The 16,763-nt window shown below is 48.7% G+C and carries 17 protein-coding genes; 4 read left to right on the forward strand and 13 right to left on the reverse strand.

All coding sequences use genetic code 11. The features are described 5' to 3' along the window. Positions 1-128: 128 nt before the first annotated feature. From AB4124_RS26130 to AB4124_RS26190, 13 genes are all read right to left on the reverse strand, one after another. The gene (locus tag AB4124_RS26130) at positions 129-1,433 is read right to left on the reverse strand and encodes an ABC transporter permease (RefSeq protein ID WP_339292308.1); all 1,305 of its coding nucleotides are present in this window, start codon (positions 1,431-1,433) and stop codon (positions 129-131) included. Then, a complete protein-coding gene (locus AB4124_RS26135) occupies positions 1,426-2,328 on the reverse strand; it encodes an ABC transporter ATP-binding protein (protein ID WP_041621923.1) in 903 nt (300 codons plus the stop codon). The genes AB4124_RS26130 and AB4124_RS26135 overlap by 8 nt, the downstream gene beginning before the upstream one ends. 22 nt (positions 2,329-2,350) lie before the next feature. Beyond that, the gene (locus AB4124_RS26140) at positions 2,351-3,253 is read right to left on the reverse strand and encodes an ABC transporter ATP-binding protein (RefSeq protein ID WP_215163286.1); all 903 of its coding nucleotides are present in this window, start codon (positions 3,251-3,253) and stop codon (positions 2,351-2,353) included. Positions 3,254-3,259: 6 nt separating this feature from the next. Next, complete coding sequence (locus AB4124_RS26145; protein ID WP_076325994.1) at positions 3,260-3,661, reverse strand: GntR family transcriptional regulator; 402 nt, start codon at positions 3,659-3,661, stop codon at positions 3,260-3,262. A 73-nt stretch (positions 3,662-3,734) separates the two neighbouring features. Next, on the reverse strand, positions 3,735-4,460 hold the full coding sequence (locus tag AB4124_RS26150) for a hypothetical protein (RefSeq protein ID WP_441974645.1): 726 nt from the start codon (positions 4,458-4,460) through the stop codon (positions 3,735-3,737). Between the two features lie 629 nt (positions 4,461-5,089). Further along, on the reverse strand, positions 5,090-5,554 hold the full coding sequence (locus AB4124_RS26155) for a DUF420 domain-containing protein (RefSeq protein ID WP_339270169.1): 465 nt from the start codon (positions 5,552-5,554) through the stop codon (positions 5,090-5,092). Positions 5,555-5,578: 24 nt separating this feature from the next. Continuing rightward, positions 5,579-6,487, reverse strand: coding sequence for a cytochrome c oxidase assembly factor CtaG (ctaG, locus tag AB4124_RS26160; RefSeq protein ID WP_430110932.1), 909 nt, complete (start codon positions 6,485-6,487; stop codon positions 5,579-5,581). 101 nt (positions 6,488-6,588) lie between these two features. Then, entirely contained in the window at positions 6,589-6,912 is a 324-nt protein-coding gene (locus AB4124_RS26165) for a cytochrome C oxidase subunit IV family protein (protein WP_071222061.1), read from the reverse strand. 3 nt (positions 6,913-6,915) lie between these two features. Beyond that, positions 6,916-7,536, reverse strand: a complete 621-nt coding sequence (locus AB4124_RS26170; protein ID WP_009590523.1) for a cytochrome (ubi)quinol oxidase subunit III — start codon at positions 7,534-7,536, stop codon at positions 6,916-6,918. Next, a complete protein-coding gene (gene ctaD / locus AB4124_RS26175) occupies positions 7,533-9,380 on the reverse strand; it encodes a cytochrome c oxidase subunit I (RefSeq protein WP_372238825.1) in 1,848 nt (615 codons plus the stop codon). The genes AB4124_RS26170 and ctaD overlap by 4 nt, the downstream gene beginning before the upstream one ends. Before the next feature lie 86 nt (positions 9,381-9,466). After that, a complete protein-coding gene (gene coxB / locus AB4124_RS26180) occupies positions 9,467-10,516 on the reverse strand; it encodes a cytochrome c oxidase subunit II (RefSeq protein WP_215163281.1) in 1,050 nt (349 codons plus the stop codon). A gap of 442 nt (positions 10,517-10,958) precedes the next feature. Then, positions 10,959-11,708 carry a type I methionyl aminopeptidase gene (map, locus tag AB4124_RS26185; RefSeq protein WP_076326001.1) on the reverse strand — a complete coding sequence of 250 codons (750 nt, stop codon included), beginning with the start codon at positions 11,706-11,708 and terminating at the stop codon, positions 10,959-10,961. 269 nt (positions 11,709-11,977) lie between these two features. Further along, positions 11,978-12,166 (reverse strand): hypothetical protein, encoded by a 189-nt coding sequence (locus AB4124_RS26190; RefSeq protein ID WP_006208082.1) that lies wholly within the window; start codon positions 12,164-12,166, stop codon positions 11,978-11,980. A 386-nt stretch (positions 12,167-12,552) separates the two neighbouring features. Between AB4124_RS26190 and AB4124_RS26195 the strand changes: the two genes are divergently transcribed. From AB4124_RS26195 to AB4124_RS26210, 4 genes are all read left to right on the forward strand, one after another. Further along, positions 12,553-13,599 (forward strand): serine hydrolase domain-containing protein, encoded by a 1,047-nt coding sequence (locus tag AB4124_RS26195; protein ID WP_441974651.1) that lies wholly within the window; start codon positions 12,553-12,555, stop codon positions 13,597-13,599. A 160-nt stretch (positions 13,600-13,759) separates the two neighbouring features. Continuing rightward, a complete protein-coding gene (locus AB4124_RS26200; RefSeq protein WP_076326002.1) occupies positions 13,760-14,038 on the forward strand; it encodes a transposase in 279 nt (92 codons plus the stop codon). 64 nt (positions 14,039-14,102) lie between these two features. Further along, on the forward strand, positions 14,103-16,064 hold the full coding sequence (locus AB4124_RS26205) for an electron transport protein (protein ID WP_441974646.1): 1,962 nt from the start codon (positions 14,103-14,105) through the stop codon (positions 16,062-16,064). A 99-nt stretch (positions 16,065-16,163) separates the two neighbouring features. Then, positions 16,164-16,502, forward strand: coding sequence for a DUF4870 domain-containing protein (locus AB4124_RS26210; protein WP_076326004.1), 339 nt, complete (start codon positions 16,164-16,166; stop codon positions 16,500-16,502). Positions 16,503-16,763 lie beyond the last annotated feature (261 nt).

Consider the following 16,763-nt stretch of genomic DNA (forward strand, 5'->3'; position numbering starts at 1 on the left):
GATCTTGAAAATTCATTTTATGATTAAAGATTTATGATGATTCGCCATACCGATGGTCGGTATGGCGCCCACTAGTCTTCCACTTTTTCTCCAGCAGCCCAAAACAATACAATTAGTGCTGCCTATGCTTACATCTTATAAGCCTTCATCGCTTTTCTAAGCTCCTTGAATGTAGGGCGCTTGCCGTACATGAGGACACCGGTCCGATAGATTTTCGCAGCCAGCCAACCGAAAACGAGGATGGATACGATCAGGATCGCCAGCGAAAGCAGGATCTCCCAGAATGGGATACTGCCAAGGCCGATACGAACCAGAATCGTGGTCGGCGAGATGAACGGAATGTAGGTGGATACCTTCATCAGCATCGAATTCGGAGCGCTTAGGCTAAAGATGGCGATATAGAATGCCACCAGGGACAGCATCGTAATCGGCATGACCGCCTGCCCCAAATCCTCGGTACGGCTGACAATCGAACCGATAGCCGCGTAGAGCATCGCATACAAGAAATAGCCAAGGATGTAGAAGATTAAACCGAACACCAGCAGCATCGGGTCTATGGCTGTCAGGTCGAGATTCATGTCCTTCAATGTATCTATATTGTGCGGCAGTATCAAGTTCACAACAACTACAACTCCAAATGCCGCGATCTGGGATAGTCCCAGGAGGAACATGCCAATAACCTTACCAAACATTTGGCTCAGCGGAGATACGCTTGTAATCAAAATCTCCATAATGCGGGAGCTCTTCTCTGTTGTTACTTCCGAAGCGATCATGTTACCTGTCCCCATCAAAGTGAAGAAGAAGAGAATAATCAGTGCATACACAACAATGTAGTTAATAACCTCGGAAGCTCCTTCCTTCTCTCCGGAAGCTCCGTCAGCGTTACCTGTTTCTGTAGGATCGATACTCCGAGCGTCAATTTGAACCGGTTGATTCAGTTCATTAATCTGCGCATCGGACAAATCAAGTCCGTCTACAATACTACGCGTCTTCGCCACTTGCAGAGCTGCTTGCAGATTGGATTGCAGTTCCGGGCTCATAGCCTCATCTTCAGAGCTGTAGACCACGGTCGGGAACGTATTGCCTTCTTGTGCTTCGAATTTCAGATAACCTTCGATTACGCCATCTTTAATATCCTTATTCAGAGCGGCTTCATCAGCTGTTTCGTATTTCACCAATTCATAGGAGGTTGTCGGCAGATTACTCCAGGTAGTCTCCAGTTGTTCAGCGAGCGTCTGCTCCTGTCCGTATACCAGACCGATGCGGGTGGTTTCTTCGGATCCTGCCTTATCTCCCGTAAACATTTGGATCAGAAAAGGAAGATTGATCCCGATCGTAATAATGAGTGCAAAAATCAAGGTTGAAACGAGAAAGGACTTTGTTCTTATTTTATTCATGAACGTAAATCGGATAACGGTCCACATATTATTCATTGGATTCACCTACCGCCTTTATGAAGATTTGATTGAGTGTCGGCTCCTTCACTTCAAACCGATGGATCGTGCTTTGCGACATGGCTGTATTCAAAATGTTTTGCGCTGCATCAACCTGGCTGATCCGGATGGAGTAGCCATCTTCTGTTCGCTCCACAGCCGTTACGCCAGGCAGGGCTTCAAGACCCCGGACTTCACCGGACGTACCGAGCACCACTTCTTCACGAGGATACTTGGATTTGATATCCTTCAGATTCCCCTTCACTACCGTATTGGAGCGATGCAGAATGGTAATGTTCTTACACAACTCCTCAACATGTTCCATCCGGTGGGTGGAGAACAGAATGCTTGTGCCCTTGTCGCGGAGTTCTTTTACTGTTGATTTCAGAAGTTCGACGTTCACCGGATCCAGTCCGCTGAAGGCTTCGTCCAGAATCAGAATTTGCGGGTCATGAACAACCGCTGCGATAAAGCCCATTTTTTGCTGGTTACCCTTGGACAGTTCCTCAATCTTCTTATCGTAATAGTCCGGTACTTCAAACCGTTCCAGCCAATATTTCAAACTCTTATCCGCGTCTTTCGCGGACATGCCCCGCAGTTGTGCCAAGTAGGAAATCTGCTCACTGACTTTCACTTTCGGGTATAACCCGCGCTCCTCCGGCAAGTAACCCATAATGTGACGCAGTTCCTTGTTATACGGCTTTCCGTTATACAGAATCGTTCCGTCATCCGGGTAGATCAATCCAAGCACCATTCGCATGGTGGTTGTTTTGCCGGCGCCGTTCGCACCCAGCAGTCCGTAGATTTCACCTTCCTCAACCTGAAGCGAAATCCGGTTTACCGCCGTTTTGTCCGCATAAATCTTAACTACATTGTCTAATTGCAATCGTTGCATATCGTATAAACCCCTCTCTATCCTAGTTCTGCACGTTGGCAGGAATGTTTCCATCAATCCATAATCGAAGCACTTCATCCAGCTCCAGGGAACGGGTCTGAATAAACGGTATGCCTGCAGACTGCAGGATCTTCTCCACTTCCAAGCATTCCGTCGTTATAAAAGAAATCGTAGTCGCTGTCTCTTGTTTGAAACTCAGAATACCCGGCAGCTCCTCGACAATGGAGGCATCCTCTTGAATCCAGCACTCCTTCCAGTTATCCAGCAGCGAGTCCTTCTCCACCATGCCCAGCAGCTTCCCATGATGGATTAGAATGACGTAGTCCGCCAGACGACGAATTTCATCCACCACATGGGTTGAGAGCACGATTGTTGTGTCCATGGACTTCATCACTTTGTGCAGCTGATCGATCATCAGCTTCCAAGCGAAAGGATCAAGACCGGAAGAAGGTTCATCCAGCAGCAAGAACTTGGGCCTTGGCGCAAGTGCAGCGGCAATCTCAAATTTGCGTCGTTCCCCTTTGGACATCTTGCGAAGTTTTACGCCCCGCGGGACATCGAACCGGGATAACAGCTCATCGAAAAAATAACCGTCCCAAGTGTCATACCAGGATGCGCGAAAGCTGGCCGCTTCATCCACCGACATATTCTGTTCCTCTACGCTCAGCTGTTCAGGTACGAAGCCCATTTGTTTACGGATGGAGACGGGAAGCTCTCCCCGGTAAGACTCGCCGAACCAAGTAATCTCCCCTTCGTCCGGAAACACGGTCTGCATCATCATGTTCAGCAAGGTGCTTTTTCCCGAGCCATTAGGCCCCACAAGAGCAACAATATATCCTTGAGGAATCGATAATTGTATCGGACCGATGGTTTTCGTTTTCCGTCGTTTAATGACATTACGAAACTCAATAACATGCGGTTCCATGGAATGTTAGCGACCTCCTTTTGTGTCATATTTTTCGCGGACAACTTCCATGAACATCTCTTTCATCTCATCTTCATTGAATTGAACGGCAAGCCCTTTATCTACAGCAGTCCTTAATGCCTCTATAACCGCATCGCGTTTATATTGTTCTCGGGCCTGGTCACCGACACCAGCAACAAAAGTTCCCGTACCTTGTCTCGTTCGCAGCAACCCTTCATTCTCAAGATCCTGATACACCCTGCGCACCGTAATAACGCTACACTTCAGATTCCCGGCAAATTCCCTAATGGATGGCAATAGCGTTCCCTCCTCGATCTGACCGCTAATAATGAGCGAGCGCAGCTGTGTTTCAATCTGGTGATATAAAGGCTCTGCGCTATTTTCATTGATCTGTATCAGAAGTCGCACCTTTTACCACCTCGCTTTTCTAAGAACATAAACCCGTGCCATCGCATGCCATACGGATTCATCTTCATATTCTTCATGATAAATCCCGGGTCTGCTGCCGAATGCAGGTTAATTTGCTCATAAGCAGCATAGATGCCAATCCCACAATCAGGGAGCCCCACATCACCGGAGATAACAGCCCCCATTTGATGGAGGCGTCCGCTACGAATTCGAAGATGCTGTAGCCCAGCAAGCTTAGTACGGCGACCGATCCGGCAATGAGCGGATTCAGAAGAGCGGTGTTCCTGAGATACACCTTGCCGCTGCACATGTTTTCCCAGTAAATATAAGGCCCCGTTAATAAAAATCCGACACCGACCCACGTCAGCATAAAGGCGATATATTCGGGAATAGCCATCGCACTTCTTATGTGATTCCCCATTGCGTAGATGAATCCATAAAACACGATGCTGTTGATGGCAAAAGCGATCAGGCTATTTATGATCCGACTAACAAAAATCGCGGAAGCCGGCACCGGTATGCTCCGGTAAAAGTACAGCATTCGGGTGTATGAATCCTCGTTCAAATATTTGAAGGACCTTCTGTTAAATACAAAACCTACAAAAGGAGCAAAAAGCACCATGATAAAATCGACAAATGGGTTGTTGTATTCCTCTAGATGCTCAAACTGAACGTTTATGACGAAACTCGTGGAAAGCCCCATGTACAGCATGAACAGTATCGTCCATATGAGTTGGAACTTATCGCTTGCGAAGTCTTTCTTCACGATCTTCATCGCATTATGGAAAACCTGTTGCAATGCGTCTCATCCTTTCATTCCTTCATATATTCATTTCGTTTTATCATCGCAGTCTAAGTTTCACTGTGCTTAGTGTGATTACTGTGCTCACTGTGTATATCTTTATACACAGTATATAGTGTGTATATAAACAGTGTCAATAGAAGTTGTAAAAAAACACCTGGCAGAGGTTTCCTGCCGGGTGTCACCTTCCCCTGCTGCGGCTCATTCAAGAGCTTCCCTGCACGAGGGGAGTGTAGCCGTGGAGGAGACCTGGCGCTCGCCTTTGAAACCGGGAAACATCCATTTCATCTCATCCAGTTTCCTGGTTTCAACAGTGACCAGAGCGATTACACTCCACCACCACCCACACTCTCTAAACACCCGGCAGAAGTTTCCTGCCGGGTGTCACTCTCCCCTACTGCGGCTCATTCAAGAGCTTCCATGCACAAGGGGAGTGTAGCCGTGGAGGAGACCTGGCGTTCGCCTTTGAAACCGGGAAACTACCACCTCATCTATTCCCAGTTTCCTGGTTTCAACAGCGACCGGAACGGATACACTCCCCACCAGATCCCTCACCGTCCTTGAATAAGCCGCCCTGCCAATTAAAAAACACCCGCCAGATTCCTCTGACAGGTGTTCTCCCACGCTTACATTCCAAATATCACTTTCCATACAGGCTGAGTATGCCCGCCCGGATATAACAGGTACAGCAAGGTATACACGGCTACGCCGGTAATGGCGGTAAAGAACCAGATGATCGACGTAACTCTGCCCCACTTGCGGTGCTTGGAATACTTCTCCTTAAAGCCGAGGGTCAATGTCGTGATCCCAAAGACCGCTGCTACGGTAGCCAGTACAATGTGGAAGACCAGGAATACCTGATAATACGGCTTTAGATCATCGGGACCACCCCATGACGTGTTGCCGATGAATACGGTGCGCGAGGAATAGATGATAAAGAAGATGACAGCCGCGACGGCCGCCCAGATCATCACTTTCTTGTGGGCTTCGCGCTTCCCCTTAATAATAAGACCCCAGCCAATCGCTACCAGCACAGCGCTGATGACAATAAACGTTGTACTGACCGTGGGAAATATAAAAAACCAATCCATATGGATCCCCCTTCAATAATCCTGTTACGCCTGATTGAGCTTGCCGGGAGGAATCTCGCCAGGCAAAGGATCGTCTTCCTGATTTTCTCGTTTGTACCAATGAAAGAACACATAGGCCAGCATCGAAGCAAAAATAATCTCTTGGAAAAACTTCATGATGATCCCGCCCACTCGCTGGTCAATTGCAGGCTCTAGATAACCAAAGAACTCAGGTCCGCCGAATTTACTAAGCAACGCCGAGGTATCGCCAGCTACGCAGTACCCCATCGCCTTTGCCCATACCACCGGATCGCTATAAGTTGCGTACATCGGCTCGCTCGAGAAAATAATGAGCGCACATGCCGGTGTCAGCAAGACCATATTGAGAAAAATATACCCCATTTTCAAAAGTCCTGAGGACTTGTCCTTCTCCGGGATCGGGTTAATAATGGCCCACCACATCAGCAGCGAGGCGATAAACAGGATTGAATAGTACAAACGGTGCACCCAGAAATTCAACATAACAAAATCATGGATAACCGGGATGTGATAAAAAGAAAACAAGCCGTTAAACAGAACCGCGGCAACAATCGGGCGCGCAAGGAAACCGAGTTTCTTAAACGGATTTACCTTATCGAAGGCACGCCACATCCAAACAGGAATACCCAGAATCAAGAGCGGCATCGCCATTAAATAGGACATTGCCATACTGACCATGTGAAACGAGAACATCGTATGCCCCAGCAGTTCAATCGGTCCACCCTGTGCAAGATAGAACGCAAGCATACCACCTACAAACAGTGTTCTCCTCCCTGCGGAAACCGGAGCACTCCCTTCGAATCGACTGCTCAGCGGCCCGGTCAACAGGAAGTAGCCTGCTGTTACGAGCAGCATAAATGCCAGGAACAAGGGACTCCATTTATCTGCAAAACTAAAATATTCTAAGCCCAGCATGCAAAAACCTCCCCATAACGGGTTAAATTCTGTCCAAATTGTGACACCTACCTACGATTTAAAAAAAGAGGGGGCTGAAAGTAGCCCACCTCTTTTTCATTTTACCACCAAACCCAGAACAGTGCCATGACAATACAGGTACTAGCTACGAAGAAGCCGCCAATCATAAACAGGATTGGCATTAGATGCCCTTTGTCCTTCAAGTGCATCCAGTAACCCATTTGTACGAACACCTGCAACACAGCCATAACCAGCAAAATGATGATCGTAAATGCTGTGTTGATGCCACCGGCTGCGACAGCCGCAAAAGCAATCGCAGTCAGGACAATGGAGAAAATAAAGACAACAATGTGTTTCTCAGGGCCTTCCACACGATGGCGGTGTTTAACTGTAGGCCCCTCATTAGATTGTTGATTCGCAGTCATTCCTTAGCCCACCTTTCCAAGAAGGTATACGACCGAGAAGATGAACACCCATACAACGTCGATAAAGTGCCAGTACATGGCAGAAACATATACCTTAGGTGCTGTAACCACGGTTAACCCTTTTCTGTACAGCTGAGCGATCAACAGGCTGATCCACACAACCCCGAAAGCAACGTGGGCACCGTGGAAGCCAACCAGCGTATAGAATGCAGACGAGAATGCACTCGTCTTCATGTTAAACGATTCATGCACAACATATTCATAGAACTCATAAATCTCAAGGCCAAGGAACCCAAGACCCAGAACAACGGTTACGATCAGCCACAACTTCAGCTTCTCGATATTGTGACGGTGAAGCGCCTGAATGGCGAACACACTGGTCAAGGAACTGACAAGCAATATCAGCGTTGCTGCTGCCGTAATTGGCAGAGAGAACAGCTCGGCTGCGGTTGGGCCTTCGTTGTTCTGGCCGCGAAGCGCCAGGAACGTTGCAAACAACGTACCGAAGAGCACGGCCTCTCCACCGAGGAAGAGCCAGAAACCAAGAACCTTATTACGGCCTTCGAGTGTTGCCTTCTCCGGCTCGTGAGGAAGTTCGCCGTTTACATGTTCAGCGTGACTCATGCTTTCCCCTCCCCTTCCAGTTCTTCAACTTCGATGTGATATCCATGATCATCGTACAGGGAACGAGCGATCATAGCCGCGAACGTAATCAGAAGACCAACAATCAGAACAATATATTTATTGAAGATTAAGCTCATGAACGAATTCGAGAAGTCCTCCGTGCTAAACATGAAACCAAGACCCGCGATAAACAGACCCAGTGACATTACAAACGGAAGAATACTTGGCGAAGGCATGTGAATCGGACCAACCGGTTCGGATGGTGTCATCTCTTTATTGCCTGCCATCTTCTCTTTCCAATAAGCGTCAATGCCGCGAACAAGCGGAATTTGCTTGAAGTTGTACTCTGGCGGTGGAGAAGGAATACTCCACTCGAGCGTACGGCCATCTTCCCATGGATCGTTCGGAGCACCAACCGGTTTTCTGGAAGTGACAACAACGTTTGCCAGGAAAGCCAAAACGCCGATACCCATCAAGATTGCACCGATGGTACTTATAAAGTTAAGTTCGTCAAAATTCTGGTTCGGCAAGTATGAGACAATCCGCCGCTGCATACCTAGCAGTCCAAGGAAATGCTGTACGAAGAATGTCAAATGGAAGCCGATTGCGAACAACCAGAACGTCCATTTGCCAAGCGTTTCGTTCAGTACGCGACCGAACATTTTTGGCCACCAGTAGTGGAGTCCGGCAAACAAACCGAATACCAGACCACCAACGATAACGTAGTGGAAGTGAGCTACAACGAAATACGTATCATGGTACTGGAAGTCTGCAGGAGCAGATGCCAGCATGACGCCGGTAACCCCACCCATAACGAACGTCGGTACGAAACCGATCGCGAACAGGTTTGCACTGGTAAAGCGGATTTGACCGCCCCACATCGTAAAGAGCCAGTTAAAGATTTTGATACCGGTAGGAACGGCGATCAGCATCGTTGCGATGGAGAAGAGCGCATTCGCTACAGGCCCAAGACCTGTCGTAAACATATGGTGAGCCCAAACCATGAAGCCCAAGAAGGCGATCAGGATGGTTGCAAATACCATGGAGCTGTATCCGAACAAACGTTTACGGGAGAATGTCGGAATAACTTCTGAGATAATACCGAATGCCGGCAAAATCAGAATGTAAACTTCAGGGTGACCGAAGATCCAGAAAATATGTTGCCACAACACGGGGCTACCGCCAGCCGCAACATCAAAGAAATTGGCACCGAGCAAACGGTCAAAGCTGAGCAATACGAGACCTACCGTAACTGCAGGGAATGCGAATAGGATCATGGCCGATGTAATGAAAGCCGTCCATGTAAACATTGGCATTCTCATGAAGGACATTCCAGGTGCACGCATCGTTATGATGGTAGCCAGGAAGTTGATACCACCGATCAACGTACCCAGACCTGCAATCTGAAGACCTATCGTATAGAAGTCTACACCATGTGTAGATGAATAGTCCGTTGTGGATAGCGGCGTATAGGATGTCCAGCCCGCATCAGGGGCTCCGCCCATAATCCAGCTAAGGTTAAGCAAAATTCCACCGAACAAAAATGTCCAGAATCCGAGCGAGTTCAAAAATGGAAACGCGACGTCACGTGCACCGATCTGAAGCGGAATGACCGCATTCATCACGGCAAAGATAACTGGCATTACGCCAAGGAAGATCATCGTCGTTCCGTGCATGGTAATCAATTCGTTAAATACCTGAGCTGATACTAGATCGTTCATCGGCTTGATCAGCTGCAAGCGAATCAGAATCGCTTCAATACCGCCAATCCCGAAGAATAAGCCGCCCGCTATCAGGTATAATATACCGATTTTCTTGTGGTCAACGGTTGTAAGCCAATCCATTAACCCCGTGTAGCGTTTGACGCTATGGCTTTGAGCATGAGCGTGAGCCAAGGTTTGTACCCCCTTTTAAAGTTCTTGCTGCTGTATTAATTATCCAACTTATAATTGGCCAAGTAATCGGCGATCTGCTCGATTTCTTCATCACTGAAGCCGAGATCCTTCGGATTAGGCATCGTGTTGCCAGGTTTTACAGCCTGAGGCTCCATCAGCCATTCCACCAGGTTGTCTTTCGTCGGCTTTGTGCCTGGTTTGCCGCTTATGTCGTTCAGCAAGATACTCGCAATCGTCTCACGTGATCCAATGCCGGTCAGGTTAGGACCCATCGCTCCCCCTTGGTCGCCCACAGCGTGGCAAGAAAGGCAGTTGGTCTTGAATTTCTCGGCGAGTGCCGCATCCGCAGGAAGCACTGCAGGTTCTTTAAATGCCGCTACCCATTTGTCAAATGCCGCATCGTCAACCGCTTTCACCCGGAATTCCATGAAGCCGTGAGAAGGACCGCACAACTCTGCGCATTTACCAATGTATGTATCCGCTTTGTCAGCAACCAGAGTCATGTAGTTAACGCTGCCTTCTGTGTTTGTATCCATCTTACCGCCGAGCGATGGTACCCAGAAGGAGTGAAGCACATCATTCGTTTTTAATTGGAACGCAATTTTCTTGCCTACAGGAATAACCAGCTCTTGAGCGGTTCTTACGCCATAGTCTGGATAATTGAACTCCCACCAGAACTGATGAGAAGTAACTTCCACCTTAACTGCTTCTGGATTGTTCCAGTCGTTCTCTCCGTAAGCAAATACCTTTTGAATAGTAGGAACTGCAAGCACGAGAACCAAGAGCAGCGGAATCGCCGTCCAAATAATCTCCAGCTTATGGTTACCTTCTACTTGCTCAGGAATTTCATCTTGTCCCTTTTTTCTACGGAATTTAACAAGCACGTATGCGGCAATTCCAAATACCACAACCATTACGACGGTCATAATCGAAATGGAGAGCTTAATTAAATCCAGTTGACCTTGTGCTACCGGACCTTGTGGTCTTAAGACCGACAAATCCTCTCGGCCGCAGCCGGATAACACCAAAGCAAACATGGCCATCAAAGGAAGAAGACGCTTTACAGCCTGCCACCGTTTCATCATTGATCTACCCCACTTTTCCGATTTTCGTAGACTACCATCCGGCGCAAACAGCGGTAATCTACCTGCACAATCACGGATGAAGTAATCCTGTCAATTAAAGCAATCACTTATTAAATATAAGTTCATGGGTTGCTTTTGTCAATCATTCACAGGGAGTTCACAAATTGTTCGAAAAGTCGTCAAAGTCGCGCCGTTACTGATTTTGCAATCGCTTTCAAGCGGTATCTCCCACCCGACGACCTATCATTCGACATCCTCTGCAACCCGTCAGCGACAGCCTTCATAGCTATATATACAGTCATTTCCGCCTTTTTGAATCTGTAGCAGCCACTCCCCGTTCATCTGAGCCCCCATGATAAAGGAGGCGTTCTCCGCAAGCCTAGGCAACATCGCGAAGAATGCGAAGAATACCTTCTATTATTATGGTATGTTTTTCGCGATCTTAATCCGTCAGAATAACAGCACCTTCACGAGTAACCGCAATGGTATGCTCATACTGTACGCCTACCGATCCATCCGCACTGGATATGGTCCAGCCGTCATCCCCCCAGAACACGGCACCGGAAGGTCCCAGGGTGAACACCGGCTCGATGGTAATCACCATTCCTTGTTTGAGTTTGAGTCCCCTTCCCGGAATTCCATAGTTCAGCACATCGGGCGGTTCGTGAATGGCCCGGCCGATGCCATGACCGACTAGCGATTTTACAATCCCGTAGCCTTCCCTTTCGGCAACCTGCTCGATCGCATAGCCCACGTCACCCAAGGTTGCCCCATGCCGTACCGCCTCGATCCCTTTAAACAACGCTTCATGCGTATGTTTCATCAACTGCTTTACTTCTGGGGAAACCTTATCTACCGCATAGGTCCAGCCGGAGTCCGCCAGCCATCCGTTCTTGTTCACCACCATATCTATGGTCACGACATCCCCCGCTTTCAGCGGCCTCTGGTCGGGAAATCCGTGACACACCACATCATTTACTGATGCACAAGTGGCGTATGGAAATCCTTTATATCCTTTTTGCTCGGGAAAGGCTCCGTTCTTCTCCAGAAATTTCTCGACCCTGGCATCGATCTCGCTCGTTGTGATCCCCGGTTTAATGACTTTCGCTATTTCACGGTGACACGCAGCCAATATGCGTCCCGCCTCGCGGATATGTCCGATCTCTTCCTTACGTCTCAGCTGTATCCTCACATCTGTCCACTCCCTTATATCCTAATCGGATCGATTGCTAACAATATATGTAGGGAAAGTTGCAAAATACCCCTTGAAAATGGACTTTCCGAGAAGTATGAGCCTGTTGACTAAACGGGGACTCACAAACGCAAAAAAACCGCTTTCGGGACATTTGTCCCAAAAACGGTTTAACCATAGACTCTAAATGGTTCATGTCATTAGTCATTAACAAGGTAAAGATTCGATGCGTGTTGGTGATATTTCTATAGACCAGGTGCTATTACAGGTTACGAAACGGAGGAATTCAGCTTGCCAAGTTCATGCTCAACAACAAGAGTAAGCTCTTCTTCATAGCCTCCCATAATATGGTACTTCCGGACATACTCCTTTACAAATTTTTTCGGATCTTTAGGCCGGAAAATTCGTGTCATTTCCCGCAGACTTTCCTTAACCTCATTGTGACCTTTCGTTGCCATGATGGATCCCTCCCAAAACGTGTGGAATAAAATTACTCCGTTTAAAGAGAATGCCGAAAAGATCTACCTCATTAAGTTGAAGCCATATTGCAGTTCTTACGGTGATGATTAGGTTGATATTCAGCAACTTACCAATGCACCTGACACTATACATACCCTAACAGCATGCAACTGAATCATTAATATATTATATCATATTCTTCTGTTTGTTTCATCTTTCCCAAAAAATGTTTTTATGTCCTATGTTTTTTCATCAGGTCATTCTTTGTGCCCGGAATTGGTTAAGATATATTCAATCGAACCTCCGCCAACTCTAGAAATCAGTGAATATCACAAATTGATACTCAGAATAACATATGTAAGATACAAGGAGGCTTTTAAATATGATGTCGAATACCCAGTCTTTTCTCCACTCCTCTGTTGACATAAGCTCGCCTATTCCTGTCGCGGAGCCTGAAGACGCAGGCCTTCAGCGCGATGTGCTCGATCAGGTCGATCAGATTATTCAGAAACAATACCCGAAAATGCGCAGCTTTCTTCTGCTCCATGCCGGCAAACTCATCTACGAACGCTATTACAACGGTCATGGCATTACCTCGCTGAATGATCTCAGGTCCGCTACCAAGAGTTTTACGTCGGTATTATGCGGCATCGCCCACTCACGCGGCGAATTACCTGACCTGAATTCCTCAGTAATTGACATCTTCCAGCGATATGTTCCCGAACGAGCCCATCCCCTATTGCAAAAGGTTTCCCTTCATCATCTGCTGACGATGACCTCAGGCTTTGCGTGGCAAACCGGTAAAAAGCTCGGGGAACCGCTCATTCACCGGTTCCACCGCAACCGAAAATGGACGAGCTTCGCGCTATCCCTCCCTGTCATTGAACAGGAAATGGGCCTCTTTCAATACCGGAGCATTGATTCCCATCTGCTCTCCGTTGCCATTAGCGAGGCTACAGGAATGGATGCTTACGCCTATGCCAGACAACATGTATTCGAGCCGCTCGGCATTCGTCATACCGCCTGGTCCCCAAGCCCCGAGGGCCACAGTATGGGTCACATTGGCCTCTATCTTACCTCACGCGACATGGCCAAATTCGGTCTTTGCTGCCTGAATGGGGGACGTTGGCAAGGTACAACACTCATCCCGGAATCATGGCTTAAGCAAGCACTCGCTCCGCTGGTTGAGGGCTATCCCGCGTTTGGCGATTACGGATTCCAGTGGTGGACCGGAGTTCAGAACGGGACTCCCTTTGCACTCGCACACGGCCATGGAGGACAGCAAATCTACCTTTTCCCCCAATTGGGTACAGTCGCCGTATTTACGGCCGACAGCAAGGTCAGCCGCTGGAAGAACCCGCGGTTTCTGCTGGAGCGCTATATTCTCGATGCTCTAAAATCAATATCCGCAACGTCTTCGCCAAATAGCTGACAGATCGCCAGCGTCGGACTCTGTGCAAGAAGCACTCGATTCGTTGGCACGCCGATAACCTGACCTTTCATGCAAATTTCAGCGGATAGTACCTCCTCTTTCTGGTTACTTTATGCGATATGAATCATTTCTAAAATCAAGCCTGAGAGGAGCATGCGACATGTCCGGTAAAGACAAGGATCTCCACCCTATTTCACGAGAAGAGGTTGAAGTAGACGGAACCTACACAAATGAATGGGGACGGGAGGAATATTTGAAACGCGGCGAGGAATTTCCGTTCGATCCCCAGAAGGGCTCCACGGAGTGGCGGCTGGCGGAGTATGATTTTGAAAACCACCATCGAGGCATGACAGATGAGCGACTGGTTCCGAAGGAAAAAGGTCCTGATAAACAGGTGAATGCCGAATCTCCGCTGCGGCATGATGTGGAAGTAGATTAAAACCCTTGCATATCGGCAGTGAAGAGATGATTCATCAGACCTGCTTATAAAAGGGTGATATGACATGCGAAAATCGAAGCGTCTTCTGCTATGGCTGATCCCGATCGCCATCGTAGGAGCCATATGGCTTGCAGCTTCTATCGTGGAGCCGGAATACGCCTATATACCACCGGCACATAAGCTTGAGAATACTACGCAGCTCCAAGCCCAGCAAACGGGTTTCATTCGTCAGTATGATATCTGGGGCAAGACGCTTACGGTTCCCGGTACCGCCTTGAAGGATCAGGACCCCAGATTAACAGCCGCCCATGGCGCCGTTGAGGTGACGAAAGAGCTGCTTGCCTTAGGGCGCCGTACACTGTATGAGGAGTCCTTTGGCAATGAGGTGTTTTTAACGGATATCTTGGGGATCGTCGATGGTCCGATGAAGCTGAAAAACGTGGCAAAAGCTATCGCCGAGTTAAAGGGACGCGGAACAACCAATCTACGCGTTGAACTCGATCAGGATGTTACGATCGGCGACAAATCCTTCCGTAAGGGAGATAAGATTGATACCGGCTTTGACGTAGCCAAAGGCGCCTATTCCCCCATTGGCCTTACGGTTAAATATGCCGAAGGCAAAGCCCGCATCGGCGTTAGCTGCATGGCCTGCCATGCGACCGTAAACCGGGAAACGGGAATGGTTGTGGAAGGAGCGCCCAATTCCGATCTAAACCTCGGTTTAATGCTGGCACTGGCCTCGAATAGCGCGGCGTATTTTACCCATACTGACATTACGAGTCTGGTGGATTATGTTAAGAATGAGCAGCGTACGGTTGTAAACTCTAAAGGAAAAACCGAAGCGCTGCCCGATCCCACCCTACTAGAGAAAGCCGTTGACGAAAATCTGATCAAATGGATGCCCGGCACTTTCGATACAACCGTGGATCTGGTGAGCGACGTGACCCAAATTCCCGATATGTTTACGAAGGGCGATCATCCCTACAGCTGGAGCGGCTTCGCTACCCTGGGTCCCTTCAAGGGACTTAGTACCTTCAGCAACAATGTTCACGCCCAGAATACGGACACCCTGAGTCAAACTGAGGTTAGCGAACCGTTATGGGGGATCGATAAAGAGATTTATGTGGGCACCATTCTGCAAAATGCAGCCCATCGCAAATTTCGCTATGATCCGAGCAGCGGGCTGAAGCCAACCGAATTCTTTAACCGGCTGGATCCCAATCCTGGAACCCCGGGCGTAAATGAGGTGATTAAGATTCCGAATTTTCCGAAGGTTTCAGCCATCGCACCGAACGGGCTGTACATCAGCTCGCCGGGATTCAAGGCTGGGGAGCAGGTTAACGCCATGTCCGCCTATCAGAATACCATCCGTCCGCCTGAAACGGATCCCAAGGAAATCTCGGATGCCAAAACGATCAACCTCGGAGCGGAAGTCTTCAAAAAAGCACAATGCATCACTTGCCATGCTGGCGATTTCTTTACGAATAATCGCGTTATGCGCGCGACCGAAATTGGTACCGAGCCTGCTAGGGCCAAGGCTTTCCATCGTACGCAGAACGCTTTTGGCGAAGCAGAGTTCTATCCACCCGACACGCCTGTTCCGATCCCTCCGGATGCCAAGGTAACCAAAATCCCGCTGGATGATATCGCCCCCGAGCAGATCGAGTTGGGCTTCGGCCATAAACAGTTGGGCGGCGGTTATAAGGTCAAAGGGTTGATCGGTCTTCGCTGGTCCGCACCGTATTTGCACGACGGCGGCGTAGCGGTTGGGCCTGAGCTGACACAACCCGGCGTCTCGCAGACGCTTATGAAAGGGATCCACCCGGACCCATACAACAGCCTGAAAGCCCTGTTTGACCGCAAGCTGAGACTGCAGGTCATCGAGGCGAACCGCAAGGATTCAAGGCTGAGAGACACCCATGTCACCGGTCAGGGGCATGAGTATTGGGTGGACGAAAGCAGCGGTTTCACGCAAGAGCAGCAGGATGCTCTCGTGAAGTATCTGCTGCAATTAAAAATGAAATAAGTTAGGGATTTAACCATCATACTTTGTCCCATCGGCTCATAAGGTAAGGTATAAAGCTTGCCCTACCCCAGTACCGGTCTATGACAAGGAGTTGATGAGATGTCCCCTTTCAAATCGTCCACAGGACTTCCCGAGAATCTGGCGGCTACGCTGTGCTATCTATTTCCGATGGTCGGAGGAATTCTGTTTCTATCATTAGAAAAAAGAAGCCGCTACGTCATATTCCATGCTCTGCAGTCCTTGCTGGCCTTCGGCATCCTGGCCGTCGCTCACCTGCTGTCGAGCGCGGTGCCCATCATCGGCCTACTGGCCTCCGCCCTCCTGGCGCTGGTCGGCGTCTTGATGTGGCTGGTGCTTATGGCCAACGCCATTCAGGGAAAATGGTTCAAGCTGCCCTGGATCGGCAATATTGCAGAGAAACAAATGCAGCGAGTCTAAAGATTTTGTACCTCACGTAAAAACGGCTACCTTCACTCTATGAAGGTAGCCGTTTTGTTGGGGTTCGAACTAACGGGACCGGACAAAAAAAGCAGCCGGAGTTCATCCGGCTGCTCAGATTGTCGAGAAACCCTGTGCTTTTTTCAAAGTACAGGGTTTCTCCCTTTTTAAGTGGTCACTTCAACAGGGAAAATGGGGGATTACCCCCTGTTTTCCAGGCGATCCAGGTGGATCGCTATCTTCTTCATGTTTTGTACGGTT

The organism is Paenibacillus sp. 2KB_20 (assembly GCF_052115765.1).
Lineage (GTDB): Bacteria > Bacillota > Bacilli > Paenibacillales > Paenibacillaceae > Paenibacillus_AQ.